Origin of the sequence: Paenibacillus taichungensis (genome assembly GCF_047302525.1) — a bacterium.
Taxonomy (GTDB): Bacteria; Bacillota; Bacilli; order Paenibacillales; family Paenibacillaceae; genus Paenibacillus; species Paenibacillus taichungensis_B.
The window spans coordinates 4995766-5021683 of sequence record NZ_CP168020.1 but is presented as its reverse complement, the minus strand read 5'-3'; the positions used below and the strand labels follow the sequence as shown (position 1 = coordinate 5021683).

24 protein-coding genes are annotated in these 25918 nt (G+C 47.4%); 14 read left to right on the top strand and 10 right to left on the bottom strand.

Annotated features, from left to right (window positions below):
- Window positions 1–25: 25 nt before the first annotated feature.
- A complete protein-coding gene (locus ACDJ58_RS22470; RefSeq protein ID WP_064635951.1) occupies window positions 26–466 on the bottom strand; it encodes an Lrp/AsnC family transcriptional regulator in 441 nt (146 codons plus the stop codon).
- 185 nt (window positions 467–651) lie between these two features.
- Here ACDJ58_RS22470 and ACDJ58_RS22465 point away from each other — a divergent pair, with 185 nt between their 5' ends.
- The 3 genes from ACDJ58_RS22465 to ACDJ58_RS22455 all read left to right on the top strand — a co-directional run bounded on the left by ACDJ58_RS22465 (window position 652) and on the right by ACDJ58_RS22455 (window position 2291).
- A complete protein-coding gene (locus tag ACDJ58_RS22465; RefSeq protein ID WP_413373014.1) occupies window positions 652–1812 on the top strand; it encodes a serine hydrolase domain-containing protein in 1161 nt (386 codons plus the stop codon).
- Window positions 1813–1903: 91 nt separating this feature from the next.
- Window positions 1904–2077, top strand: coding sequence for a hypothetical protein (locus tag ACDJ58_RS22460; protein ID WP_157258401.1), 174 nt, complete (start codon window positions 1904–1906; stop codon window positions 2075–2077).
- 25 nt (window positions 2078–2102) lie between these two features.
- A complete protein-coding gene (locus ACDJ58_RS22455; protein ID WP_413373012.1) occupies window positions 2103–2291 on the top strand; it encodes a stalk domain-containing protein in 189 nt (62 codons plus the stop codon).
- 115 nt (window positions 2292–2406) lie between these two features.
- On the opposite strand, the gene ACDJ58_RS22450 is transcribed toward ACDJ58_RS22455, so the two are convergent.
- A complete protein-coding gene (locus tag ACDJ58_RS22450; RefSeq protein ID WP_413373011.1) occupies window positions 2407–3294 on the bottom strand; it encodes a TetR/AcrR family transcriptional regulator in 888 nt (295 codons plus the stop codon).
- Between the two features lie 147 nt (window positions 3295–3441).
- On the opposite strand from ACDJ58_RS22450, the gene ACDJ58_RS22445 reads away from it, so the two are divergent.
- The 8 genes from ACDJ58_RS22445 to ACDJ58_RS22410 all read left to right on the top strand — a co-directional run bounded on the left by ACDJ58_RS22445 (window position 3442) and on the right by ACDJ58_RS22410 (window position 11864).
- Entirely contained in the window at window positions 3442–4170 is a 729-nt protein-coding gene (locus ACDJ58_RS22445) for an MBL fold metallo-hydrolase (protein WP_413373010.1), read from the top strand.
- A complete protein-coding gene (locus ACDJ58_RS22440; protein ID WP_413373009.1) occupies window positions 4170–5294 on the top strand; it encodes an AbrB family transcriptional regulator in 1125 nt (374 codons plus the stop codon). Before ACDJ58_RS22445 ends, ACDJ58_RS22440 begins: the two co-directional genes overlap by 1 nt.
- Before the next feature lie 252 nt (window positions 5295–5546).
- Window positions 5547–7856, top strand: a complete 2310-nt coding sequence (locus ACDJ58_RS22435; RefSeq protein ID WP_413373008.1) for a glycosyl hydrolase family 95 catalytic domain-containing protein — start codon at window positions 5547–5549, stop codon at window positions 7854–7856.
- A gap of 166 nt (window positions 7857–8022) precedes the next feature.
- The gene (locus ACDJ58_RS22430; protein ID WP_413373006.1) at window positions 8023–8433 is read left to right on the top strand and encodes a MerR family transcriptional regulator; all 411 of its coding nucleotides are present in this window, start codon (window positions 8023–8025) and stop codon (window positions 8431–8433) included.
- Between the two features lie 326 nt (window positions 8434–8759).
- Window positions 8760–9068 (top strand): MBL fold metallo-hydrolase, encoded by a 309-nt coding sequence (locus ACDJ58_RS22425; protein ID WP_413373005.1) that lies wholly within the window; start codon window positions 8760–8762, stop codon window positions 9066–9068.
- A 101-nt stretch (window positions 9069–9169) separates the two neighbouring features.
- Window positions 9170–9979, top strand: a complete 810-nt coding sequence (locus tag ACDJ58_RS22420; RefSeq protein WP_413373004.1) for an SDR family NAD(P)-dependent oxidoreductase — start codon at window positions 9170–9172, stop codon at window positions 9977–9979.
- Between the two features lie 539 nt (window positions 9980–10518).
- On the top strand, window positions 10519–11337 hold the full coding sequence (locus tag ACDJ58_RS22415) for a purine-nucleoside phosphorylase (protein WP_413373003.1): 819 nt from the start codon (window positions 10519–10521) through the stop codon (window positions 11335–11337).
- Window positions 11338–11534: 197 nt separating this feature from the next.
- Window positions 11535–11864 (top strand): GRAM domain-containing protein, encoded by a 330-nt coding sequence (locus ACDJ58_RS22410; protein WP_413373001.1) that lies wholly within the window; start codon window positions 11535–11537, stop codon window positions 11862–11864.
- Between the two features lie 307 nt (window positions 11865–12171).
- On the opposite strand, the gene ACDJ58_RS22405 is transcribed toward ACDJ58_RS22410, so the two are convergent.
- From ACDJ58_RS22405 to ACDJ58_RS22380, 6 genes are read right to left on the bottom strand one after another with little or no spacing between them, the layout of a single operon-like run.
- Window positions 12172–12561: a DUF3899 domain-containing protein gene (locus ACDJ58_RS22405; RefSeq protein ID WP_413373000.1), complete on the bottom strand. Its 390-nt coding sequence runs from the start codon at window positions 12559–12561 to the stop codon at window positions 12172–12174.
- Entirely contained in the window at window positions 12561–14219 is a 1659-nt protein-coding gene (locus ACDJ58_RS22400) for a peptide ABC transporter substrate-binding protein (RefSeq protein WP_413372999.1), read from the bottom strand. Before ACDJ58_RS22400 ends, ACDJ58_RS22405 begins: the two co-directional genes overlap by 1 nt.
- A 31-nt stretch (window positions 14220–14250) precedes the next feature.
- Entirely contained in the window at window positions 14251–15207 is a 957-nt protein-coding gene (locus ACDJ58_RS22395) for an ABC transporter ATP-binding protein (protein ID WP_413372998.1), read from the bottom strand.
- Window positions 15188–16222: an ABC transporter ATP-binding protein gene (locus ACDJ58_RS22390; RefSeq protein ID WP_413372997.1), complete on the bottom strand. Its 1035-nt coding sequence runs from the start codon at window positions 16220–16222 to the stop codon at window positions 15188–15190. Before ACDJ58_RS22390 ends, ACDJ58_RS22395 begins: the two co-directional genes overlap by 20 nt.
- 13 nt (window positions 16223–16235) lie before the next feature.
- Entirely contained in the window at window positions 16236–17192 is a 957-nt protein-coding gene (locus ACDJ58_RS22385) for an ABC transporter permease (RefSeq protein ID WP_413372996.1), read from the bottom strand.
- A 1-nt stretch (window position 17193) separates the two neighbouring features.
- The gene (locus ACDJ58_RS22380; RefSeq protein WP_053781546.1) at window positions 17194–18120 is read right to left on the bottom strand and encodes an ABC transporter permease; all 927 of its coding nucleotides are present in this window, start codon (window positions 18118–18120) and stop codon (window positions 17194–17196) included.
- Between the two features lie 353 nt (window positions 18121–18473).
- On the opposite strand from ACDJ58_RS22380, the gene ACDJ58_RS22375 reads away from it, so the two are divergent.
- The 3 genes from ACDJ58_RS22375 to ACDJ58_RS22365 all read left to right on the top strand — a co-directional run bounded on the left by ACDJ58_RS22375 (window position 18474) and on the right by ACDJ58_RS22365 (window position 21702).
- Entirely contained in the window at window positions 18474–18914 is a 441-nt protein-coding gene (locus ACDJ58_RS22375; protein ID WP_413372995.1) for a GNAT family N-acetyltransferase, read from the top strand.
- Between the two features lie 141 nt (window positions 18915–19055).
- The gene (locus ACDJ58_RS22370; RefSeq protein ID WP_413372994.1) at window positions 19056–20303 is read left to right on the top strand and encodes an MFS transporter; all 1248 of its coding nucleotides are present in this window, start codon (window positions 19056–19058) and stop codon (window positions 20301–20303) included.
- A 76-nt stretch (window positions 20304–20379) separates the two neighbouring features.
- Window positions 20380–21702: an LLM class flavin-dependent oxidoreductase gene (locus ACDJ58_RS22365; RefSeq protein ID WP_413372993.1), complete on the top strand. Its 1323-nt coding sequence runs from the start codon at window positions 20380–20382 to the stop codon at window positions 21700–21702.
- Window positions 21703–21742: 40 nt separating this feature from the next.
- Here the strand turns inward: ACDJ58_RS22365 and ACDJ58_RS22360 are convergent, their stop codons facing one another.
- Both ACDJ58_RS22360 and ACDJ58_RS22355 read right to left on the bottom strand, forming a co-directional pair.
- Window positions 21743–22447, bottom strand: coding sequence for a hypothetical protein (locus tag ACDJ58_RS22360; protein ID WP_413372992.1), 705 nt, complete (start codon window positions 22445–22447; stop codon window positions 21743–21745).
- Between the two features lie 168 nt (window positions 22448–22615).
- On the bottom strand, window positions 22616–25765 hold the full coding sequence (locus ACDJ58_RS22355) for an alpha-mannosidase (RefSeq protein WP_413372991.1): 3150 nt from the start codon (window positions 25763–25765) through the stop codon (window positions 22616–22618).
- Window positions 25766–25918 lie beyond the last annotated feature (153 nt).

Below are 25918 nucleotides of genomic sequence, written 5' to 3'. Positions count from 1 at the left end.
TGTTCAACTTATATCGATGAAATATTTACACCGGATTCGTTCCTTCGATGAGATTTTTGGTTGCAATAGGTGAAGACATCGCGATGAGGGTGGTGTAAGTACCGTATTGATCGCATCGGTCTCCGAACGCTTCAAGACCAGCAATCGAATCCGTCATGATTTTCAACAGGTAATTGTGTTCTCCGCTCACGCGATGACATTCGACCACTTCGGGTGACGAACGGCAGAAATCAAGAAAGGCATGACAATCCCGTGTGCGAAAAAGAAGGTAGGAAGTACTCGATCTCCCTATTTTCTGCGGGGAAATGATAGTTCGGTACTCCTCAATTACACCGCTTTCTTCTAGACGCTTCACGCGTTCCGTTACGGCCGGTTGAGATAAACCTACCAGCTTGCCCAGTTCCGTCATGGATAGCCTTGCCTGGTTTTGCAAATGAAAGAGGATATTAGTATCGATTTGGTCCATGAGATGGCCTCCTTTTAAATTATAGGAAATGTTTTGTAAATGCCTTTATATTTATCGCAGATTAAAGCAGATAACTTGGTTGTCTTATGTAATATGGATGAGATCATTTATATAATAAGCACACTTACTTTAAATAATCAAGCACGTGGCACATGGAGGGGAAGAGTGAGATGGGAGACAGAAATATGAAGTTTAATCCTGCATTTGTAGAAGAAGTGATTAACCGTACGTTGGCAGAAAAAAGAATTGTGGGTTCCGTTGTTCAGATTGCCTGGAAAGGGGAAGTGGTCTATAACAGCGCGGATGGCCTCGCCGATCGAGAACAGAACAGACGCATGCAAGAAAATGCGCTGTTCAGGTATGCTTCTGTAACCAAACCGATTGTATCCACCGCCGCCATGGTATTGATATCCCAAGGTGAATTAAAGCTGGATGACCCGGTTATGAAATGGCTGCCTGAATTCCGTCCCAAACAGCCAAATGGAGAAGTTGCCTCCATGACGGTTCATCATCTGATGACACATACGGCGGGGTTAACGTATCGTTTTTTTCAGGAAAACGGAGGAACGTACGAACTTGCCGGAGTATCGGATGGGATGGATATCGCTGGCATTACGCTGGAAGAAAATTTGCTCAGGATTTCTTCTGCTCCACTGTTGTATGTGCCCGGGAAGATGTGGAGATATTCGATTGCAACTGATGTACTCGGTGCTGTTATTGAGAAAGTGACTGGGCTGACACTGCGAGAGGCAGTACAACTGCTCGTGACTCATCCACTGGGCATGAAGGATACGGATTTTGTAGCTGTGGACTCGGAGAGAATAACCGCTGCCTATGCGGACAGTTCCAACAGTTCGGGGCAACCTCGTCGCTTGCGCGATGAGGACCATGTACCTTTTATTGAAGGAACGGGGGGCTTCCAACTCGCACCCGAAAGATACCTTGATCCATCGTCTTATCTTTCGGGTGGTGCGGGCATGATAGGAAGTGCAGGAGACTTTCTTATATTGCTTGAAACGCTGCGTCAAGGTGGAGGTTCGCTTCTTCCTAAAGCGATGGTCGCCGAAATGACGACTAATCAGATTAGCGATCTGGACATGCCTTATTGGCCAGGCAGAGGATTTGGCCTGGGATTCACGGTGCTGAAAGATCCGGTTGAGGCGGGTACTTTGGAATCTACTGGAACGTGGCGCATGGGTGGAACCTATGGTCACTCGTGGTTTGTTGATCCAACAGAAGAACTGAGCGTTGTCGCTTTTACGAATACGGCTCTGGAGGGCATGTCCGGCAGATTCACAACTGAACTTTGCGAGGCGGTCTATGAGGGGATTGAGCGAAAGAGATAAGTTGTGTTATGGATTTATATGGAAAATCATGATAAGGTAGAGCAGCAGATTACAGTGAAATCTAAATTTGATTCCGAAATGAGATGAGAAGATGGATCGCATCCGCAATTACCTGTTTGTTTTCGCAGGCAATTTTCTAGCTGCCTATATGATCTTTCCTGAAAGAACCATTGGTAAATCCGTGATGTTTGCTGCACTGATGCTGTTGCTGAGCATGGGGATGGATTTCATGAAAAGCAAACGGAAAGCAAATCCAGTTCAGTAATTCCGCATCGATCATCGAAAAAGGTGTGACACTCGTCCCACTTCGGTCCCTTCTGGAGAAGCTGGGCGTCCAAGTGAAATGGGATCAAGCGATCCGTACCGTGAGCGGTTCGAATGAAGGTCCCTCTTTCTCCCTGAAGATTGGCAGCACGATGAGGAATTGTTCTCAGGAGAAGCTGTCATCATGGATCGGTTCCGGTGGGGACTTGAAGTGATGCTGCGGGGAATTAATCTCGACAATAGTTAATAAGGGAGTAATTATATTTATATGAAGAAAAGCAACTGATTAAGTTCAGTTGCTTTTCTTTGTAATGGATCTTATTCTACTGCCTAACGTTTCAGTACGAGACTAAGCTGTCGTACATAAGGTGCTAACTCGCTAACTGAATCCAAAAAGTTTATATATACCCGTAGAAGAGTACCATTAGGCTTTGGTTGTCCTAACTCTAACTTTAGCCATTCGATAACCTCAAGCAGTTCATTCTGAATGGGCTCTGGCCGTGGTAGCTCGCGGATTTTATCGGCAAAAAACTTCAGAAGCTCATCTAGATTGTCCTGCCGGGTCTGGTCATCTGGTGGATTGATTTCGTTGAAAAAAGCACTTGATGCCTTGAGCACAGGTTGGGCTTTGCTGGCGATCAAATCTCCGATAACAACATCCAGCCGATCCACAATAAATCCGGCCAATTTAGCCATGGGAACAGCAATCACCGCTTGAAAAGTGTGAGACAAATATTCTTTGACCATGCCGCGGAAGATAGCGACAACATCCCCGAGATATGGGAGAATAGGCTCGCCGTATGTTTCATAGAAGCAATCCTGATGTAAGGTCAGCAGAGAGGCACGTTTTTTTCTCCATTCGATTAGAAAGTTCTCGTTGCTTGTGACCGGAAGCTCTTTAAACTCACTGGTGAAAAAATAATTTTCAAGCATATATTGCAGCTGAAATTCGATCTTCTGGCGCAGCACTTCCTTTGGTGGAAGCCCCTCCAGTCGAAGTCTCCGATCAAGCTCCCTTGCCTCTTCGAACAGGATTCTGTGTACCTCGACAAATACCCCGGTAAATAAATCTTCCTTAGAGGAAAATACTTTATAGATGCTCGCCTTGGCCATGCTACAAGCTTCTGCGATGTCCTGCATGGAGGCAGAGAAATATCCTTTTTCTCTAAAAATGCGCATTGCTGTATCGACGATTAGTTGTCTTTTGAATTGTTCCATTTTAACCACCCCTACACATTCTGACATGTCCTCTTATTGTGGTCAATAAAGGAAATTGACGCAAAAACCCCAAAGTCATATAATGAACCTGTGAGTTTTTTATTTTATTTCTAGGGAGGTGAGCCAGAGCATTCGCTTTGGCGCAATATGAAAATTAACGAACAGATTGAAATGCTGGTGCTTACACTTAAGATGGGCGAGCATGATTTTGTTATTAACCCGGTGGCAATCCGTGACGAGCAATCTTATGTATTGGTGGATACCGGAATGCCTGGTTCTTACGGCCAAATTACGGAGCTTTTGACCCAAGCGGGAATTGACCCTGCGGCCTCTCATTCCATTATTCTAACCCATCAGGATGTCGATCATGTAGGTAGCCTACCACAGTTTAAGGGTGAAGGTGTTAAGGTATATGCCCATGTGGATGACCAGCCTTATATCGATGGACTTAAGCCGATGATTAAGTTCAGCGGGGAACGTAAGGAGGGACTTATCGCCTCACTTCCGCAGGATCTTGCATCTGCATTTGAAGCTACTTTTTCGGGAAAAGAAAAGAATGTAACCGACTTGCTGACAGATGGGGAAAAGCTGCCATTCGGAGGCGGACTGACAGTAATCTATACACCAGGGCATACGCCAGGTCATATCAGCTTGTACCATGAGCCTAGTAAGACACTCATTGCAGGTGATGCATTAAATGTTGAAGACGGTAAGCTGATAGGTCCTAATCCGGCAGTTACGCCAGATATGCCACTGGCGCTGGAATCACTCCGCACGCTGAAGGCTTATCCAATAGAGACTGTAATTTGCTACCATGGAGGCATTTTTAAAGGCGATGTTCAACAGGCCCTAGATAAAATAACGGAGAACCTGTAATGGACGGTACCGGCGAAGCCCGGGCTACGTTGTGGAAAAAGAGTAAGTGGGGCCGTTTTGTGATGACCTTTGCCATTGCTGTCCTTGGTGGATTTGTTTTTCAACTGATCCATATGCCAATTCCCTGGCTACTCGGCTCCATGGTGTTCCTCGTGATCGGCTCCAGATTATTTAAAGGAATCACCTTATACTGGCCTGGACAAGTCCGCGATACCGGCATGATTATCATCGGCTATACCCTGGGGCTTTCGTTCACCTTGTCGACCTTAACGCAGATCGGTCTTCAGCTACCAACTATGGTTCTATTTACAGCTTTGTTGCTGTTATGTGCCGGGGCCATCGCGTTTTTAATTTCGAAATTGTCCGGTATTCCTTTCCCAACGGTGCTCATGGGTAGCATTCCCGGAGGCCTCAGTCAGATGATTACGTTGGCCGAAGAAGTGAAGGGCATTGATATCACTGTCGTCACCTTTTTGCAGGTGTCCCGGCTAATGATGATTATTTTCTGTGTACCGCTGCTGATCTTCAGCCCATTGTTTCATGTGAGTGGCAACCATAGCGCTGTAGCTGCTGTTGCGAGCGGATCTACTGGATTTGTTACATTATCACCGCATATTTGGGTCTTTGCCGCAGGATGCGTACTGAGTGCGTTCGTTGCTAAAAAGATCAAGCTCCCAACGGCATTTCTGCTTGGACCGATGATTGGCACGATCCTGCTTAATTTGACCGGATATGAAGGTCATGCACTGCCACCTTTTGTGCTCAGTCTTTCACAGCTGCTGATCGGGGGCTACATTGGGCTGCTTTTGGATCTGGAAAGTCTGAAGAACAAGACGAAAATCATTCTGCTTGCAGTACTAAGCGGAGTGCTGCTGATCGGGGTCTCCATGGGGCTAAGTCTACTGCTGACGCGAATGCATGACATCACAATCGTCACAGCATTTCTCGGCTTGTCGCCAGGTGGTATGGACCAAATGGCCCTCATCGCCAAGGAAGTGAACGGCGATCTGTCGATTGTTACGTGTTATCAGCTATTCCGAACATTTTTTATCTTTTTTGCTGTTCCGCCATTGCTCAAGCTGGCTTTCCGGTCAATGCTGAAAGGAAAACAGGTTACTAATTAAGTCTATAAGTTGAATTCTTCATGGAACTATTTGGATAGCTAGGGCAAATTTTTATATGCTCTAGCTGTTTTATTGTCCAACTATAAGAATTTATATGTTCCACGCTATAAATTATCCTTATATTTCTACGAGAAAAGCAGCGATCATATCTTCTTTTCAGATAAAAAATAATAGTTTCGTGCAAAGATTTTTAAGGAGAAAACCATTAATATAATTACTATCAAATGAAGATACTTATGGAGGCAGCATGTGATGAGTACACAGAAATTGTGGTATGACAAACCAGCGACTTCATGGTCCGAAGGCTTTCCGGTCGGAAATGGAAGATTAGCTGCAATCGTGTATGGCGGAGCAGAACAAGAAGTTTGGAACATTACTGAATCGACCTATTGGTCTGGAAAAAGAGAACCTATTACGAGCCTTTCCTCAGGCAAGGATGATTTGGCACGACTGAGACAGCACTTTTTCGATGGAGATTACGAAGGCGGCGAGCGATTAGCGAGCCAATTATTAGAGCCGAGCAAGGCGAATTTTGGAACTAATCTGCCTGTATGTGATGTAATCTTGAAGTTTAAAGCTTCGGGACAAGAGGTTGTTCGAGAGCTTAATCTTGAAAACGCAATCACGAAGACGACTTATCAAATAGAGGGCGCAAAGGTGCACCGCGAGCTGTTTGCTTCCCATGCAGATGGACTTATCGTTTGCAGGCTGTGGAGCGAATCTCCGGATGGCATTTCATTCAAGATCCATTTGGAAGGCAAGACTGATCTATTCGAAAGTTGGAACGAGCCACAGGGGGAAGGCAGAATTTCCTTTAAGGGGCAAGCTCTTGAGAAACTGCATAGCGACGGTGAATGTGGCGTTCGTTGTCAGGGAAGCATGCACATTGAGACCCAGGCTGGTTTTATTAGTGGAGACTCCGGATCGATTGAGGTTACGAACGCGAAGGAAGCTATTATTTATTTTGCAATAGATACAGACTATGGTGTGACCGGCGACGACTGGATGCGCGTGGGAAACAAGAGGAACCTATTAGCGAAAGCAAAGGGATATGAGTCTCTTAAATTGGATCATATTGCGGACTATAACAGTCTGTATAACCGAGTTAGCTTAGAGCTTGGGACATCTGAACTCACGCTATTACCTACGGACGAAAGAATCCGCAATGTATCACAGGGCAAAGGTGAGGACCCTGCGTTATTCGCGTTGTTTTTCCAATATGGCCGATATTTGACCCTCTGTGGCGCAAGAAAGGATTCGCCACTGCCGCTGCATTTACAGGGGATATGGAATGATGATCAGGCTTGCCGGATGGGCTGGACCTGTGATTACCACATTGATATTAACACGCAAATGAACTATTATCCGACAGAAACGACTCATTTGTCTGAGTCTCACCAGCCGTTAATTCGTTACATTGAACAGCTAGCGGAGAGTGGGAAAGCAGCGGCTCAAGATTTCTATGGTAGTGACGGCTGGGTGGCGCATACCGTATCCAATGTTTGGGGATTTACAGCCCCAGCTTGGCAGAATTCCTGGGGGCTTAATGTGACAGGTGGCCTGTGGCTTGCCATGCAGCTGCGTGATCATTACGAATTTACGTTGAGTGAGCAATTCTTAAGTCAAACAGCCTACCCTATTCTAAAAGAATCCGCTGTATTCTTCCTAGATTATATGGTTGTGCATCCGAAGAATGGCTGGCTTGTTACGGGACCTTCGATCTCCCCGGAAAATACCTTCCATGCCAATGGCACGCAGAAGCATCACTATCTGTCCATGGGGACAACGCTGGATCAGGTATTGGTAAGCGATCTGTTCGAATTTGTCTTGGAGGCTGCAGAGAAGTTTGGGGTAGATGAGCAGCTTCAAGCGGATTTGAAAAAAGCCATTGCATTGCTGCCACCCCTTCAGATCGGCCAGAAAGGGCAGCTTCAGGAATGGTTGGAGGATTACGTTGAGGCACAGCCTGAGCACCGTCATCTGTCCCATTTACACAGTCTATTTCCAGCTTATCGCATCACACCGCAGCATACTCCTGAGCTTAGTGAGGCTGCGCGTGTTACCTTGGAGTCTCGTAAATCGACCAACAATCATGAGGCTGTGGAGTTTACGGTAGCTGCCTTTGCAGGCTGCTATTCTCGTCTACATGATGCAGAAAGTGCTTATGAGCAGATTTCACATCTGGTTGGAAACTTGTGCTTTGATAACTTGATGACCTTCTCGAAGCCTGGTATTGGCGGAGCGGAGAGTCCTATCTATGTGGCGGATGGCAATTTTGGTGGAACGGCCGCGATCGCGGACATGCTGCTACAGAGTCATGCAGGGGAGCTTCATTTGCTGCCAGCCCTACCGTCATTATGGTCTTCAGGGCAATATCAAGGACTTCGGGCAAGAGGAGCCTTGGAGATAGACGTCATCTGGTCGGAGGGACGATTGGATGAGGTGTCAGTCCGCGCATTAGCTACGGGAAACACCACGCTTCGCTATGGTGAACAGAATCTACCGTTCAGCTATGAAGCAGGGCGCAGCTACAGATTGGATTCCGAACTGCGAATAGAGTAAAGAGTAGGTATCCTAACTAGATTACAGTGGTGGATGTCCACACCCTTAGTTTCAGTAACCCCAGACCTACAGTCTGGGGTTATAAGCATTTGACTTAAAGTTCAGTTTAACGCTTATAATAGAGCAAGCTGAAACATCTTATGTACTGGACTTGGGGGAGAGTAATTTGTTTACAATCAAGGAAGTATCAGAAAAATTAAATTGCCCTGCTCATACGATCCGATATTATGATAAAGAAGGACTTTTACCCGATATTCATAGGGATGATCACGGCAACCGCCTTTTTGAAAAAAGAGATATAGACTGGATTCGCTTAATAACATGTTTTCGTGCCACAGGAATGAGCGTAGCGGATTTGAAAAAAATCGTTGACCTCGCCTTGCAGGGAGATGAAACGATCGGACAGCGCAGAGCCATACTAGAAGCCCATCAAGCGGAGATCAAGAGGAAGCAGCAAGTGCTAAATGAGGCTTTTGAAGCCGTTAGTCAGAAGCTTGAAGTGTATAACGATATAGAAAAGGGAAATCCTGAGGAACGTTTTCTCACGTACATCGGGGAATTAGATACGACCATATAAGTCGAGATTGTGACAAGTCACTCTGTGTAAGAATAGGGTGGCTTTTGCTGTAACCAAAAACTTACCTTAAAGTGAACTTTAAGGTATATACTAGCATGGTTAAAAAATTTTCATCGGAATAAGAAAGCAGGAGAGAAATCCGCTAACTTTATCGATGGGAAGTTTACCAATCAAATACCGACATCGATGGATTATAGTTTAAAAGATAACGCTGGAGCCCTATACGATACGATAAAAGGAAACCCAAATGGCCGACCAAAGGTAACTCTTCCAATGGAGATCTTTGATACAAAAGCATTTTCAGACAGTACCGAGGATCAAGTCATGTGGTTTGGTCATTCGACCCTATTGATGAAGATCAGTGGAGTGAAGCTTCTGCTAGATCCAGTATCAGTAAATACGCCTCCCCCGTCGCTTTCGCGGGGCCAAAGAGATATAGCAATAAGCTGCTAGCACAGATTGAGGATTTGCCTGACATCGATGTCGTCTTGATAACGAATGACCATTATGGTCATCTGGACTATGAGTCTATCCGCAAGCTAAAAGGAAAGGTCAAACAATTTATCGTTCCGTTAGGGGTCGCTGGACATTTGACAAAATGGGGCGTAGGTTCAAGCCAGATTAAAGAGCTGTAATGGTGGGAGTCCATTAAAAAATAATGCTTGCCTTAAAGTGAACTTTAAGGGTTACGATAACTCACGAGCCAAGCTCAATTCGTGATCTGGAGGGAATACACTTGAGTAAAACCATTTTAATCACAGGCACATCAACAGGCTTCGGCAAAGAATTGGTTCTTCAATTTGCGAAGCGTGAATGGAATGTCGTCGCTACCATGCGGGATACATCGAAAGCTGCCGCTGAATTTAGCCAATATAGTAATGTACAAGTCCTGGCCCTGGATATTACTAATCAGGAAATGACCCACGAGGTTGTGGATGCGGTAACGCGCCAATATGGACGAATTGATGTGCTGCTCAATAATGCCGGATATGCTCAAGCAGGTATTTTTGAAGAAGTATCCGTTGACCAAGCACGTCAGCAATATGAAACGAATGTGTTTGGTGTAATGACCACCATTCAAGCCGTTCTTCCACAGATGCGGGAAAATCGCTCGGGTCACATTATCAATATCTCATCTATGGGTGGCGTACAAAGCTTGCCAACGCTGTCTATCTACTGTAGCTCTAAAGCAGCGCTTGAAAGCCTGAGTGAAGGTCTGGCAGCTGAGGTTAAGGGCTTGGGCGTAAACCTTACCCTTGTAGAACCTGCAGGATTCAAGACAGGTTTCCAAGGAAATACTCAAGAAATTACAAGCGATATCCCGGACTATCAACCGTTGTATGATTGGTATAATGATCTTGCTGAGACCGCGCCTTATGGCGATGTTGAAAAAGCCATGTCAGCGGTTGCTGATATTGCCGGCACAGACAATCCTCCAAGAAGACTGGCTCTCGGAAGCATGGGACTGGTGATGGCGCGTACGCAGCTGAATGGCATGCTTGAGGAATATGACAAGTGGGAACACATTACAGCAAGCGCAGATTAAATTGGAGGAAAGAGGAGTGGATAATACATCCGCTCCTCTTTTGCATAATAAAGAATCCATCATCTATTTATAAAAGCTAGTAATTATAGTAATGACAACATTGATCGTTGTGCCAAAGCACAGAAAGGTACCGATTTTTGCGCCCCAATCTTTGAGATGATTTAACCCTAATAGGACATCTGACACCGTAAGAACCAAGACAGCAAGAGACAAAATGGTATGATTATGAAGTCCAAAGTTATCCCCTAGATATTCAATCACAGGAACGCCATTTTGAAAAGGACATTATGATGGAGCCAGACTCCACTCCAAGCGGAACAAATCATAGAAATCCGATATGAGACGGTAGAGCGAGCGGGCCCTTTTTTCTACAAAGCGAAGATAGCTCATTTTTTCCTGATCGAAACCTTAACCCCTTCGGGAAGAGAAGCAGAGTCCTTCTTTATCCGGCTCCCATTTACATGTCCACTATTGTTCATTACACTTGGTTTATAGTACCTACTTAAATCCAAACTCAGATGATCAGGAGGAATATATTTATGCATCAATCCGCACATATTCAGGAAGCCAGAGACTACATATTAAACCGTATTAATGATAAGCCTGTTGTGGGCATGATTCTGGGATCAGGGCTAGGAGCGCTCGCCGACGAGATCGAGAATGCTACCGTCATTCCATATACGGACATTCCCTATTTCGCTCAATCCGAGGCTATTGGTCATGCCAACGAATTGGTCATCGGAGAACTGATGGGCAAGACAGTCATAGCGATGAAAGGACGCCTTCATTATTATGAAGGATTTACACTGGGTGAAGTCACGTTCCCGGTTCGGATTATGAAAGCACTGGGTGTCGAGCAGTTGATCATCACCAATGCCTGTGGGGCGATCAATACCAGCTTCGAACCTGGACAGCTTATGCTGATTACCGATCATATCAATCTGGTAGGCAATAATCCGCTGATGGGGCCGAATAATGCCGAGCTGGGCGTGCGTTTCCCGGATGTGTCACAGGTATATAATCGTGAATTGCGCAGTATTGCCATGAAGGTAGCGGAGGAGCAGAATGTTGGTTTGCAGCAAGGAGTATATGCATGGTGGAGCGGTCCTGCGTATGAGACTCCAGCCGAGATTCGCATGATTCGTACGATGGGCGCGGATGCTGTGGGTATGTCGACGGTACCTGAAGCGATTGTAGCCATTCATGGCGGGATGAAGGTACTGGGCATTTCTTGCCTGACCAATATGGCCTGCGGCATTCTGGATCAGCCGTTAAGTCATGATGAAGTGATTGAAGTTGCGGCAAAAGTGAAAACTACCTTCATCGGACTGGTTAAAGGTATTCTGAAAGAGATGTAATCTGTAATCGAGAAGGATGTTTCCTTTCAAAGCACTAATATTAAGCATTGTCCAAGACGGAGTGATTCCGTTGGGCAGTGCTTTTTTTACAAGATGAACATGTGCAAAAATATTCCTATATCGGTCAAAACGACCTATAATAATAAAGATTGAAGCAAAAAGGATCGGCTTTAGGCTGAAAAAGGAGACTGATAGAAATGGAAGAATTGGGCCCTACTGAGTACGTCATTTTTGAAAGGATTCAAGCAAACTGGTTAAGAGGTTTTGAAGGAGTAGGAGGGAAGCTTTTCCTTACTAATGAACGATTAGTTTTTATTCCTCATGGCCTGAATTTTCAGACGGAATGGGTTCAAATCGAGATCTGGGCTATGACTAAGATTGAGAAAAGTGCGACATGGGGACTAATCCCTAATGGAATTACCGTTACGTTGGACAGTGGACATGTCTTCAAGTTTGTTGTCTGGAATCGCTCTAAGATTATCAAGGAGATTGTACAAGCCAAGAGAATTAATAACGAAATAATGTAAGAGCTTGAGATGAAGTACATAAACCAAAAAAATGTGGGAGAATAAAGTGAACGGAGATACCCTGGCCTAGACCAGGGTATTTTCAATCTAAATAGCGTCATTGTACAGCAAAAGGAAAGTGAGCAAGTTTAAAAATATTGATGCACTATATTAGGAAGGCTTCTTTCAGACACGCATTAATTCTAAGATATTTTTATTTAGCTTTCTAGGGAGATACACTCTTTTTATGTTTAATGAAAAACAAAAGAATCGCTCCCCGAAGTGCAGGCATCAAGCCGCACCAGGGAGCGATTCTTTTATGTTGGATTTAATAGGATGCGGGCCAGAGAAGCAATAGTGAACATAGAATCAGACCTGAACCGCCGCCCAAGGTATAGACCGTGAGCTGGCGGAGTAAGGACTTTTTCCAGAACGGCAGAGCTGTCTGGGTGCGAATCCGTTCATTTTCCCGTTGCAGGGCGTTGGATTCTCTGACAAACATGCGCTTGAGATCGCTGAACCCTTGCAGAAAGGGGTTCATGAACCCACTTTGCAGCACATGGATTGCTGTTCCGGCCAAGAGACATATCAGGCCGGCGACAAACAGCTGGTCTGAACCTTCATGTAGGCCACCGGAGCCACCTAGTATTCCGCAGAAGTCCAGCAGATAGGCGGCCAGGGCCGCTATCAGACCGGACAGAGCGTAACGGATAAACATTACTCGGATACCCGCTTGGTGAAGCGGAGATCCGGGTTGGAACGAGTATCAAAGATAACGCCCTCAATACTTGGACTAATCAATGCAGTGTCGGCAGAGAAGAGGATCGGTATAATTGGCAGTTCGTCCATTAGAATGGCCTCCGCCTGATGCAGCTCTTCAAACCGTTTAACTGGATCAAGCTCAAACGTGGATTCGCTAATCAACTTGTCGTATTCAGGATTGCTCCAGTTGGTGAAGTTGTTGGAGTTCTTCGATGTGTAGTGTTCCAGCACACCCAGCGGGTCGAGGAAGTTTCCTTCCCAGCCCATACGTGCGACTTGGAAGTTCTTTTGCTTGAAGGTATCGATGTATGTTTTCCATTCCTGATTCTCCAAGTTGACTTCAATACCCAGATTGGTTTTGAGCATTTCCTGAATGGCTTCGGCTACTTTTTTGTGTTTGTCGGACGTATTGTATTTGAAGGTAACTGTCGGGAGTTCAGACAAGCCTTCTTCTTTCAATCCTTCCGCCAGTAATTCTTTGGCTTTTGCCGGATCGTACGCATAATATTGGGTCGGCGCCTCTTCCCGGAAATCTTTGCCGGATGGTGCTGTTACGCCGTAAGGAACATATCCGAAAGCTGGTGTTTCACCGCCCTTGGTTACACTTGTCGTCAACGCTTCACGATCAAGTGCATAAGAGAGGGCCTGTCTGATCTTTTTGTTCGTGAAAGGTTTTTCCTCCACATTGAAAGAGTAGGTATATACGCTGAACGAAGGATGGGACAGGAACTCCGCATTGTTCCGCTCCTGATCAAGCGTATCCACTGGCAGGGAGAGGATCAGGTCAAGCTCACCCGTTTTGAACAGTTGATAGTACGTGTTGGAGTCCTGAACCATTTTGAAATGGATGGTATCCATCGTGATGTTGGATTTATCCCAGTATTGATCATTTTTAGCCAGCGTAATTTGCTCATTATGTTTCCATTCCTTAGCAATGTAAGGACCGTTACCTACGATCGTATCGGCTTCTGCTGCCCACTTCTCATTATTGTCCACAACGGAAGCTTGAACCGGCAGATAAGCATGGCCAACGACAATGGTTGGGAAGAAGGCCAACGGAGATTTCAGCTCAACCACCAGTGTATGATCATCTTTGGCGGTCACGCCGACATCCTCAGCTTTTCCTTTTCCCGTGTTATAAGCTTCTGCACCTTTAATGTAATACAGAGAAGAAGGGTCATAAGCAGCAGTCGCAGGGTTCAATACACGTTTCCAAGAGTATTCAAAATCCTTGGCAGTTACAGGTTCATTATTCGACCATTTTGCATCGTCGCGAATGGTAAACGTGTAGGTTTTACCGTCCGGCGATACATCGACTTTGCTGGCTGCGCCTTCAACGATTTTGCCTGATTTGTCGTATGTATACAGTCCCTCATACAGATTATCAATCACCCAGTAGGATGTCGTGTCGGATGCCAGTGCAGGGTCCAGTGTGTATGGTTCTCCACCGGCCAGATTGGTGTTCAGTACTTGCTCAGCGTTTGCCGCTGCTGCCTGATTGTCCGGTTTTGAAGCAGTTTCACCATTGTCGGTTGTAGAACTGGAGCAGGCACTCAAGGCAACGGATGCTGCCAGCAAGAGAGAGACGGCCCAGTTCGTTTTTGTTTTGTTCATTGTTCATTCCTCCATTAATGATTAATTCGTGTTATTCGTAAAGATGACAAGCTACCCAGTGTCCTGTTTCGACCTCCCTTCCGGCAGGCATGTGGTTTGCGCAAACATCCATCGCGGCGAAACATCGTTGATGAAACGGACAGCCCGCCGGGGGATGAATGGGACTGGGCGGATTTCCTTGGAGGCGAATACGCTCCCTTTGCCCTTTTAAACGGGGATGTGCGGCGGGAATGGCCGACAGCAGCGCCTGAGTGTAGGGGTGGAGCGGATTGGCAAAGAGATCGTCCCGTCCGGACAGTTCCATCATTTTACCTAGATACATGACTCCGATCCGGTCGCTGATGTGCTTCACCATAGCCAGATCATGCGCGATAAATAGATACGTCAGTTCTTCTTCACGCTGCAGATCCTTCAGCAAATTGACGATCTGTGCCTGAATGGACACGTCCAGCGCGGAAATGGGTTCATCGGCTACGATGAAACGCGGCTTGACGGCAAGTGCCCGGGCTATCCCTATGCGCTGGCGCTGTCCTCCGCTGAATTCATGCGGGAAGCGGTGAGCGTGATCCGGGTGAAGCCCGACGCGCAGCAACAAGTCCGCGATGATGTCTTTTCGAGCTGCTCCTCGTGCCAACTTGTAAGCGTCCAGCCCCTCAGCGATAATATCCCCGACGCGAAGCCGCGGGTTAAGCGAAGCGTGCGGGTCCTGAAAGATCATCTGCAGATGGCGGTTCAGCTCCCGCTTCTCACGCGGCTTGGCCTGTCCGGTATCCTGTCCGTTAAACAAAATCTGTCCTTCCGTAGCTTTGAGCAGCCCTACGATGGTCCGTCCCAGTGTAGATTTGCCGCTGCCGCTCTCGCCGACAAGCCCGAGTGTCTCTCCCCGACGGATATTCAGGCTGATGCCGTCAACCGATTTGACGGTCAGATTGGACGGGCCGTGAAAATGCTTCTTCACATTGCGAATTTCAATTATAGATTCGGTCATGCTCATTCCTTTCTGCCGGGATACGGTCATCCACTCGAGGAGCTCGAGGATCGTTTAGCCAGCATCTAGCACTGTGTTTTGATGAAAATATGGTTGCATCAGGCATTTCCGTCAAACAGATATCCATCGTGTGCGGACATCGGTCTGCGAACGGACAGCCAGGCGGGAGCGCAGCAATATCCGGGGGCGAGCCCTCAATAGGAATTAGCCTGTCATGTTCTGTATCATCCAGTCGCGGGGTGGACTGGAGCAGTCCCCACGTATATGGATGGCGTGGCCGATCAAAGATATCCTCTACCGTGCCGGTCTCCACAATGGTGCCTGCATACATGACAGCAACGCGGTGAGCCACTTCGGCGACAACGCCCAGGTCATGGGTAATCAGCAAAATTGAACTGCCCGTTTGCTGCTGCAAGCTGCTTAGAATATCCAGAATTTGCGCCTGAATAGTAACGTCGAGAGCGGTCGTTGGCTCATCGGCTATCAGCAGCTTGGGATCACAGGCAAGCGCCATCGCAATGGCAACCCGCTGACGCATTCCGCCGCTGAATTCATGAGGATATTGATGATAGCGGCTTTGTGCATCAGGAATACCCACGAGGTTTAGCAGTTCTACAGATCTGGCCCGAGCATCTTTGGGCGATAGTTTGCGGTGCTTGCGAAGTCCCTCGCCGATCTGAATACCGACCTTCATCGTTGGATTCAGAGAAGACATGGGGTCCTGGAATACCATGCTGATCTCGGAGCCTCGGATTCGGCGCATGGCTTTAGCGGATAATCCGCTGATAACTCGCCCCTCAAAGCGAATTTCGCCGCTGCGAATGCGGCCGTTCGGTGACGAAAACATACCCATCAGGGAACGGGCGGTCACGCTTTTTCCACTCCCACTTTCGCCGACGATGGCAAGTGTCTCTCCTTCATCGACGTGAAAAGAAACATCTCTTACAGCTTCAAGTTCTTTGTCACGTGTGGCAAAAGAGACCTTTAAATGATTGACCTCCAGTAAATGACTCATGGTGTGAACCTCCTTAACGGTTGGAGCGCGGATCAAAAGCATCCTGCAGCCCATCACCGAAAGCGTTAAATGCAAACATGGTGAGCGAGATCATTAGACCGGGAAATAACAGTCTCCACCATTGTCCGCTCAGAATGACCCCAAGCGAATCGTTGGCCATCGTCCCCAAGCTGGCGATGGGTGACTGGATACCGAGTCCCAAAAAGCTCAGAAAGGATTCGGAGAAAATAGCGGAGGGAATCGTGAAGGTCAGGTTGACGATAATGATTCCAGCCGCGTTAGGCAGCAGGTGCCTGAAAATAATCTTGGCATGGGATGTGCCGAGCTTCTGCGCTGCGAGCACGTATTCCTGTTGTTTCAATTGCAGGATCTGACCTCGGACGACGCGGGCCATACCAACCCAACCCGTAATGGACAGGGCAATAATCATCGTTAACAATCCCGGTTTCATAACGACAAGAAGTAGAATGATAACCAGCAAATACGGGATACTGTACAAAATTTCAATGATTCGCATCAAAAGGCTGTCGATTCGATCGCCTGTCCGTCCTTGTCCGGCGCAGTAGCCGGCGATTCCGCCAATCAGGACACCAAGCACGAGGTCTATGGCTGCAGCAGTAAAGCCAATCAGCAGCGATATACGAGCTCCTGACCAGGTACGGGCCCACATATCCCGTCCGAGATCATCCGTGCCAAACCAGTGATCAGCCGAGGGTGGCAGATTGGTCTTGAGTAGGGACTGTGAGCTTGGCGAGTAGGGAACCAGTAACGGACCTACCAGAGCCAGCGCAATAATTACAACGAGCAACAACAAGCCAAGTAAAGATAATCGATGGCGAAAAATACTGTATGTACGTTGTTTCCATAAGGAAAGACCCGGGCTGGCTATACGGTTCGCAGTCAACTGGCTTCGATCTGCCGGTGTGAAGCGAGGGTCCGATGTAATGGGGTCTGTAGTTGTAGCTTTCATGCTAATCTCCTTTGCTGGACAGCTTGATTCTCGGATCGACGATCCGGTACGACAGGTCGATCAGGAATAGGGTAACGACCAGAATAACACTGTAAAAGATCGTCGTTCCCATGATGACCGGGTAATCACGATTGAAGATGCTGTCCACGAAATATTTGCCGATTCCCGGAATGGCAAATATCTTTTCAATCACGAAGGTGCCGGTGATTACGGAGGCGAAGAGCGGCCCGATAAAAGATAATACCGGAATGAGTGCGTTTCGCAGTCCGTGCCGGATGACGACTGACCAGGTAGACAATCCTTTGGCTTCTGCTGTTCTTATGTATTCCTGCTGCAACACATCCAGCATGCTGGTCCGCATGAAGCGGGCGATGACAGCCAGTGGCGTTACCGACAAAGCCAGCGAGGGCAGTATCGTATGCTGCCAGGTTCCCCAGGATGCAACGGGGAAGAGCCTCCATTGGACAGCCGCATATTTAATGAGCAGCGGTGCAAGAATGAAGCTCGGGACGGATATCCCGATGATGGCAATGAACATGGATATGTAGTCCAAGGGCCTTTTGTGGAATAGGGCGGCGACCGTCCCCAGTGCAATGCCTGCAATCAGTGCAATGACAATGGACTGGATGCCAAGAAGGGCGGAGGGCGGAAACCCTCGTGCGATCAACGTGTTGACATCGGTCGTTTTGGACTGGATGGAGGGTCCCAGGTCCAGCACCAGCAAATTTTTCAAATACAGTGCATACTGGACAGCAAGTGGTTCATCCAGATGGTATCTTGCACGCATATTTTGCAGGACAGCTTCAGGTATCGTTTTGGAATCGTTGGAAAAAGGGTCGCCAGGGATCATGTGCATGATTAAAAAGGTCAGCGTCACAATGATCCAGAGCGTCAAAAGCATGGTGAAAAAGCGTTTAACAATATACATGATGCAAATCTCCTGTTCTGTTTCTCTAGGCACTCTTCCCATTTAATCTACTACTGTTCAATTAATCTTTGCACAGATATGCACACATTCGAAGTGGAATGCGAGAAACTATTAAAAGCTGATAAGAATACTAGGTATATTAAAGTGGTTTGTATATATTGTCAACATTAGGTTGTTAGGTTTGTCACCTTGGATAACTCTCAGAACCTAAAAATGGCTTGCTTTTTCCTGTATAATTGGGGTCAGATGAATTTATCAAATCCCCCACGGACCAATGATCCATCGAATCCTATATAGACAATATTAATAGCTCGAATGAAGAATAAAATAATCGGAAAAGAAGGAGTCTTCCAATGATCCAAATAACCATGCGTCAATCCAAGCAGACAGATCAGGAGCACCTTGCAGAATTGCGAGCCCTGGTTCTATATGATGACCTACATAGGTTGGGAAGGTACGATGAGGTGAAGGTTCGTGAACGTTTCCGTAATACATTCGACCCTGTCCACACGTGGATTATTGAGGTCGAGGGTGCATGGGTGGGGTGTGTAGCGATGAAACCCAAGTTGGAGGAGATACTACTGGAACATTTCTATATCCATCCCGACTATCAGGGTAAGCAAATAGGAACTCAAGTGCTTAACATGCTGCTGAAACGGGATGAGGTTAAGGGCAAACGTGTTATTTTAAATGTATTGCAGGGCAGTCCTGCTCGGCGTTTGTATGAACGCTTTGGGTTTGTCTTGGACAGTGAAGATGAGGTGGATGTGTTCATGTCCGTTCAAGTGCAGTAATCGTTACGGTCAAAATAGAAGCATCTAACAGATCCATTCATTTAATTCTTGAATGGGTCTATTGAACTTTTCTATTATACTTTCCAGTGACGGTATCCTAATATGGATAATAACCTACTTTTTATATAGGAATTATATAGTATGGAGAATACCAAGATGCCGCATTGGAAGCGAAATCTGTATATTCTGTGGTTTGGCCTGTTTTTCAATCATATGGCTTACACCTTGTCTGTGCCGTTCTTTCCGCTGTTTTTGCAAAATGATCTCGGTATTCTGAGTGGGCTGGAAGTCTGGTCCGGCATTTCGATCTCGATCAGCTTTCTGATCAGTGGACTATGTGCTCCCTTCTGGGGATCGCTGGCTGACAGATACGGCAGCAAACTGATGCTGATTCGTTCGGGCGTTGGTCTCGCCATTGCTCACCTGGCTAACTATTTCGTTTATGATCCTTACACGTTTATCGCTGTGCGGATATTTCAGGGACTCATGGCCGGCTTCAATCCTGCATCCATTACATTGGTCGGCACCAATACACCGGAGAAGCATGTAGGTTATGCGCTTGGTGTCATCTCCACATCCACGGCTGCCGGAGGAATTCTGGGACCGCTTGTGGGTGGAGTACTTAGCCATTGGATCGGGCTGCGCGGATGTTTTATCGCATCGGGGATCATTACACTGCTCTCAGCCGTGATGGTGATATGGGTAAAAGAATCCCGAGCTCCCCGCACTGTGGTTCGCACAAGTATTCTGGGTGATCTGAAAAAAGCTGCCTCCACTCCGGGATTAATGCGGATCTATGGTTTGATTTTGCTCGTTTCGACTTCCGTGCTCATTATCGAACCTGTACTGACGCTTTATGTTGTCCAGATTGGTGGAGACGTCAGTAGTGCAACACTTAGTGCAGGAATCGTCTTCTCGGCCATCGGCGTGGCAACGGTAATTATGGGGCCGCGTTGGGGACGGATTGGCGGGAAGATCGGATACGAGAAAACGCTATTTATCGGTCTGCTGGGCGGCGGCATTGGCAGTTTACTGCAACTGACGGCGTATAACCTCATTTATTTTGGAAGTCTGCGATTTGTCTATGGTCTGTTCTTTGCTGCCGTGTATCCGGCCTTGAATGCGTTAATCATCAAATATGCTGACCGTGATTTCCGAGGAAGGGCTGTCAGTCTGAGTCAGACTGCGAATCAATTTGGTATTGTACTCGGCCCGTTACTCGGCGGTTTTCTGGGCGGATGGACGGGGATTCCTTTTATTTTTCTCCTAACAGGCATTGTACTTCTGGGAGCAGCCTGGACAGTCCGGTTAAGCGAAAGGAACGAGGCGAATAAACCGGGATTGGGCATGGCAGCAGCAGAAGCAGGCGGAAACAGCATAAAGAAATGATGAAATGATCCTCAGAGAAAAAAAGGTACTTGGACTGAATTAAATGGTCATCACTACAACATAGGGAGGAATTAATATGTCACAACGACGATTGAGATTGGGAGCAAACTTGAATGGAGTGGGAAATAGCATCTCTTTTTGGCGACACCCGGATATTCCGATCAATGCCAGCGTAAATCTGGATTTCTACAAGAAGCAGGCGATTAAGGCGGAGGAAGGGAAATTCGATCTTCTCTTTATTGCGGACGGCCTCTTTATTAACGAGAAATCCAACCCGCATTTCCTGAATCGTTTTGAACCGTTAACCCTGCTCTCCGTTCTTGCGGGAGCAACTTCACACATCGGGCTGGTTGCGACGTTGTCCACCTCATATAGTGAACCGTTCACAGTGGCAAGACAATTTGCTTCTCTGGACCATATCAGTGGAGGAAGAGGCGGATGGAATGTAGTCACTTCACCACTGGAAGGCTCGGCTCTGAATTTTGGCAAAGGTGAACATCCGAACCACGCGCTGCGCTACGAAATTGCAGAAGAACATCTGAATGTGGTCAGAGGCCTATGGGATTCCTGGGAGGATGACGCGTTTATCGGGGATAAAGAGAACGGTGTTTTCTTCGACCCATCCAAATTGCATACGCTGAACCACAAGGGAGATCACTTCTCCGTTCAAGGGCCACTCAATGTTGCGCGCTCGGAGCAGGGACATCCGGTCGTTTTCCAGGCAGGTTCTTCCGAATCCGGCAAGGATCTGGCGGCCCGATCGGCCGATGCTGTATATACGGGGCATGAGACGCTGGAGGAAGCTCAGGAGTTCTATTCGGATGTGAAGGCAAGAGCGGTGGCTTATGGACGTAAGCCAGAAGATATCCTGATCTTCCCTGGCATCGGTCCCATTGTGGGTAGAACGGAGGAAGAAGCGGAGCGCAAGTATCAGGAGATCGCAGAGTTGGTCAGTATTGACCAGGCACTGAATTATTTGGGACGTTACTTCGATCATTATGACTTCTCCCAATTCTCATTGGATGAGCCCTTCCCGGAGATTGGTGATTTGGGCAGTAACAGCTTCCGCAGTACAACGGACAAGATCAAGCAGCAGGCACGAGAACTGGGACTGACCCTCCGCCAAGTGGCATTGCTTGCATCAACGCCTCGCACATCCTTCATCGGTACACCGGATCAGATCGCTGATCAGATTCAGGAGTGGTTCGAAGGGGGAGCTGCGGACGGTTTCAACATTCGTACAGTTGTGCCAAACGGACTCGCGGACTTCGTGGACCTGGTCGTACCTGTTTTACAAGAGCGCGGCCTGTTCCGTACCGAGTATGAGCATGAGACACTGCGCGGTAATCTGGGTCTTGAGATTCCACGCAATCGTTATACATTAGAGACGGTAAAATAAATAAAATCACAATGATGTTATATCGGAACTGGCTTCCAGTTCAAAATGCTATAAAAGCGATCCAGAAAGCCCCTATCATAACAACAATCCCGCATACCTTGCTCAAAAAGTAATCAAAGTCGCTAGGTTCGGCATCGTTCGCCCAGAACGAACGAAGCGAGAGGTAGAAAAGGAAGTCTTGAAATTTTTGATAACGGAAGCTGCACCATCCGAAAATCACTGCGGCTAATGCGAGAAACAGAAAACCTGGAGCACCACGTGTGTAATGATATTCTGGGTAAGCGGCTGTTACAAGCGTTGCAGGAGAGAATTGTTCTTCCCCATCCTGAAGTACTCTTTGGCTGCCAACGTAAAAGAAGACCTCGGAAACGCTATTGCCTTTTGCATCAAAACTTATTAATTGTCCGGAATGATCCTGGACTTCATACTTGTTCCCGTTAGGGTATATCAAGTCATACGTTGTACTGAACGCAGAATCAATTTTCGTGATGAGATATTGCTGATGATTGATGTAAACAGTCCGCTCCTGATGATCAATGCGTACTTGAATAGGATCTGCCGTTCCGCTGCGATAAGTCGTTAGAACACCTTGTTCACTATCGAGTGTGTACTTGTTGTTCTCAACATGGAAAATCGGCTCTGTGAAATAAGGTTTGGACTGGATTGCGACGATTACAGACACAACCAGAACGCATGAAAAGAAAATGAAGGTGGGTGATTTAATTTTTTTGAGTAACACTGCCATATAAACGCCATCCTTTCCACTTTGTTCTATATTACGCCATTGCGAGGAACGGGTTGCGAACTGTTACTGCCTGAATCACGACCGAATAACGACAACAGAAGAAACCAGCCAGTCGCCATAATCTGGGGACTTGCTGGTTTCTTTGGTTGAGCTGTTGCAGTTATAGGATTATACTCTCAGATCAATCTCAAACGTCTTGATTTCATAAGGTTCAAGAGCAAAAGTTATCGGTGTATCATACAGGAGTTCGCCCTCCGGTAGTTCCATAAGATTGCATTCTCTCCATGCGTGAATCCGTAGATCGCTTGTCAGTTCAAGCGTATTCATGCTGCCGGAATAATCATGAATGCGTACGATGACACGCTTGGAATCCTCCGCCTTCTTAACTGCCGAGATCATGGCTGTGCTGCCGGACAAGCTGAACATGGAGCAACTTGGCTGCTCTGATACGCCCTGTGTATATCGAGCTGGAGCATTCAGAAGCCAGGCCTGCTGCACGGTTCCGCCAACGAGCCAATCTCCCTGATGTGGAAGAAGAGCATAGGTGAAGCTGTGCAGTCCCTGATCGGCATGTGGATCAGGGTGCGTAGCGCTCTTGATCAGGGTCAGACGCATGACGTTATCTTTAATGTCATACCCATACTTGGAATCATTCAGCAAACTGACGCCATAACCTCTGTCGGATAGATCAGCCCATTGATGGCCAACGGATTCGAAACGCGCCCAGTCCCAACTTGTGTTCCAGTGCGTTGGCCGTTTAACGTTACCGAACTGAATATCATAGGTGGCTTCAGTGGAGCGGATGCCAACAGGAAAGGCAACCTTCAGCAATTGTTGCTGTTCATGCCAATCCACCTCAGTGGCGTAATCGATTCGCCGATGCCCAGTATATACAGTCATGTTCTGCGTAATGGTGGAGCCAAGGTATTCCCAAGCGAAGCGAATCACGGCCTGAAGCGGCCCAGTCTCTACGACTTCAATGCTGGTGCATTTCGTAATCTCTCGCATATCCTCCTGATAGAAGATATCAATATCCCAGGCCTCATGGGCAAGCGGTTTGTCCTCGAATACCTGAAGCACGTTGCCTCTTGCACCTTTGGCAAGCACCTCACGGTGTGACTCTTTATCGTAAAGGCGTGTCAACTGCCCGTTCTCATTCCATTCGAGCAGATAGAACGGTGTTTCGATCCCATTGGCTGTGTGGATGAACGACGAATGCCCAGGGCTATCGTTTACCGTACTGCTCTGGAAGTGAACTGTGGTATACCCCAGCGAAGGAATATCCTTCACCTCGACGGACCAACGTGCATCCTGGTATTGAGCGTTCAGGATCTCACCGGAATCGCTCAGCCACGTCCCTGTTTCCAATTCGCCTGATGCCACAGGAATGCTCACAATTTCTGTAACGACCCATGGGGAGGAATTCCAAATGGTGTACGTATACGGAGATTCTCCGCTGCCAGCGATAGCCATCCGAGCCTGCGTGTCTACGTGACTGCCAATCTGCTCGGCTTCTGCATATTCAATTCTGCTATCCTCATACACCTCCGTGATGGAGGAACCGGGAATAATGTCATGGAACTGGTTGCGCAAAATGATTTTCCAACCCGCAGTCAGAGACTTCGCTTGATACAGATTCCAGTCATTGTGCACAATACTTTGCAATGCATTCAGCCATTCCGCTTCGCGGTAAGCCAGCTCAAGCTTGCGGTTCATCCGTTTGTTGTACGCCTGACTGGTATACGTGCCGCGGTGATACTCCAGATACAGTTCGCCATCCCATGTATGGATGTACGAATCGGTTTTCTCGACCGTCTCCTGCAGCTTTTCAAAATAATCATCTGCGCGTCCTGTCTTGACCTTGGGCAATCCGGGCAGTTGATCTAGCCGTCGTCTCATCTCCAGCATTTCGCGGTTAACTCCGCCTCCGCCGTCCCCGTATCCGTACGACAGCAGCAGATCCTGGTTCATCTCCTTATCGCGGTAGGCATCCCAGATGCCCTTGACCGTCTTCGGAATGATTTTTCCGTTATAGGTATAGAACCATGAACCCGGCTCGGACCAAGGCTCGGGTGTAGTAATGAAGTGGGTCAGCACTTCTGAGCCGTCAATTCCGCGCCAGTGAAATGTATCGAATGGCATGCGGTTGTATTGGTTCCAGCTGATTTTGGTAGTCATGAACGTATGAATGCCGGATTTTTTCAGAATTTGCGGCAAGGACCAACTGTAGCCGAATACATCGGGCAACCAGAGATATCGGCATTCCGTCCCAAATTCTTCTTTGAGAAAACGAGTGCCGATCAGCAATTGCCGGACCAGGGATTCGCCCGAGGTCAGGTTGCAGTCAGCCTCCAGCCACATGCCGCCGCCCGCTTCCCAGCGACCTTCAGCGACACGCTCCTTGATGGATTCGTACAGTTCCGGGTAGTCCTCTTTCACATATTCGTACAATTGGGGCTGTGTCTGAAGGAAAACATACTCCGGGAACATCTCCATCAGGCGCATGACAGTAGAGAAGGAGCGTGCGCATTTCTCGCGCGTATGCTTCAACCGCCACAGCCAGGCAACGTCAATATGAGTATGGCCGATACAAGTAACGGTCACATCAGAGGCTTTGTCCATCGCACTCAGTCGGACGCTCAGGTCATCTCTTGCCTCATGCACAGAGGTATAGAAGACATCAGACTTAGGCTGCGACCAATCGATCAGGCGGAAGGACTGCTGAAGCGCATGAAGCAGTTTTGTGCGTTCCGGTGCATGTGCATCCAGAATGTTGACCGTTTCCAGAATCGCCGACCCTGTAAATACAAGATCGTCAACAGCTTCATCCAACCAACACAGTTCTGCTTGTCTGAAAGTATGCGTCTGGTTGCGGGGCTGACCGCCACCTTCCAGACCGGACCATAAGCGGAAGACCAACTCGTTGGTGCTGCCTGCGGCAGAGGCTGGAAAGAACACTTCCTTGTGGTTGGAATCTACGCCTTGAAACGGCTTGCCATCCCAGTAGAACAGTGATTCAAAGCCGGAATTGTTACCACCCCCGGTATCGCCAAAATCAAACAGTCCAACAATCCGTTTATCTTCCCAGGAGGAAGGAAACTCGGCTTTTGTACGCATCCATAAATAGAGATCTCGACCGGACCAACTTTCTCCTGTATGCATAGGCTTCCAATGGCTATCATCTCCCGGCAGGACCGGGTTGATCTCTTCCCTGCGGTCTTCACAGGCGAGAAAATGATTTAAAGGCAAACGATCCCGGTAACGGAGCTCGGATAATTCATGAATACGTGCTTTTAGTTTGTTTTCAGTAAGAAACATCGTTAAAAACCCCCAGTTCATTTTATAGGGGAGTGATTCATATATAGAGAGCATCCAAAGCAAGTATGTATTACATATCTTTATAGGGGAATGCGCCCATTATAGCGCTTCCATTCGTTTTTGACAAATCAAAATATGGATTACTGCTCCTGT

Excerpts from the sequence above, each read along its gene's own strand:
- ACDJ58_RS22440 (WP_413373009.1), top strand. The coding sequence starts at position 4,170 with ATGGACGGTACCGGCGAAGCCCGGGCTACGTTGTGGAAAAAGAGTAAG.
- ACDJ58_RS22360 (WP_413372992.1), bottom strand. The coding sequence starts at position 22,447 with ATGGCAGTGTTACTCAAAAAAATTAAATCACCCACCTTCATTTTCTTT.
- ACDJ58_RS22355 (WP_413372991.1), bottom strand. The coding sequence starts at position 25,765 with ATGTTTCTTACTGAAAACAAACTAAAAGCACGTATTCATGAATTATCC.
- ACDJ58_RS22380 (WP_053781546.1), bottom strand. The coding sequence starts at position 18,120 with ATGTATATTGTTAAACGCTTTTTCACCATGCTTTTGACGCTCTGGATC.
- ACDJ58_RS22465 (WP_413373014.1), top strand. The coding sequence starts at position 652 with ATGAAGTTTAATCCTGCATTTGTAGAAGAAGTGATTAACCGTACGTTG.
- ACDJ58_RS22435 (WP_413373008.1), top strand. The coding sequence starts at position 5,547 with ATGAGTACACAGAAATTGTGGTATGACAAACCAGCGACTTCATGGTCC.
- ACDJ58_RS22400 (WP_413372999.1), bottom strand. The coding sequence starts at position 14,219 with ATGAACAAAACAAAAACGAACTGGGCCGTCTCTCTCTTGCTGGCAGCA.
- ACDJ58_RS22415 (WP_413373003.1), top strand. The coding sequence starts at position 10,519 with ATGCATCAATCCGCACATATTCAGGAAGCCAGAGACTACATATTAAAC.
- ACDJ58_RS22375 (WP_413372995.1), top strand. The coding sequence starts at position 18,474 with ATGATCCAAATAACCATGCGTCAATCCAAGCAGACAGATCAGGAGCAC.
- ACDJ58_RS22460 (WP_157258401.1), top strand. The coding sequence starts at position 1,904 with ATGGATCGCATCCGCAATTACCTGTTTGTTTTCGCAGGCAATTTTCTA.
- ACDJ58_RS22470 (WP_064635951.1), bottom strand. The coding sequence starts at position 466 with ATGGACCAAATCGATACTAATATCCTCTTTCATTTGCAAAACCAGGCA.
- ACDJ58_RS22390 (WP_413372997.1), bottom strand. The coding sequence starts at position 16,222 with ATGAGTCATTTACTGGAGGTCAATCATTTAAAGGTCTCTTTTGCCACA.
- ACDJ58_RS22395 (WP_413372998.1), bottom strand. The coding sequence starts at position 15,207 with ATGACCGAATCTATAATTGAAATTCGCAATGTGAAGAAGCATTTTCAC.
- ACDJ58_RS22410 (WP_413373001.1), top strand. The coding sequence starts at position 11,535 with ATGGAAGAATTGGGCCCTACTGAGTACGTCATTTTTGAAAGGATTCAA.
- ACDJ58_RS22385 (WP_413372996.1), bottom strand. The coding sequence starts at position 17,192 with ATGAAAGCTACAACTACAGACCCCATTACATCGGACCCTCGCTTCACA.
- ACDJ58_RS22370 (WP_413372994.1), top strand. The coding sequence starts at position 19,056 with ATGGAGAATACCAAGATGCCGCATTGGAAGCGAAATCTGTATATTCTG.
- ACDJ58_RS22445 (WP_413373010.1), top strand. The coding sequence starts at position 3,442 with ATGAAAATTAACGAACAGATTGAAATGCTGGTGCTTACACTTAAGATG.
- ACDJ58_RS22405 (WP_413373000.1), bottom strand. The coding sequence starts at position 12,561 with ATGTTTATCCGTTACGCTCTGTCCGGTCTGATAGCGGCCCTGGCCGCC.
- ACDJ58_RS22365 (WP_413372993.1), top strand. The coding sequence starts at position 20,380 with ATGTCACAACGACGATTGAGATTGGGAGCAAACTTGAATGGAGTGGGA.
- ACDJ58_RS22450 (WP_413373011.1), bottom strand. The coding sequence starts at position 3,294 with ATGGAACAATTCAAAAGACAACTAATCGTCGATACAGCAATGCGCATT.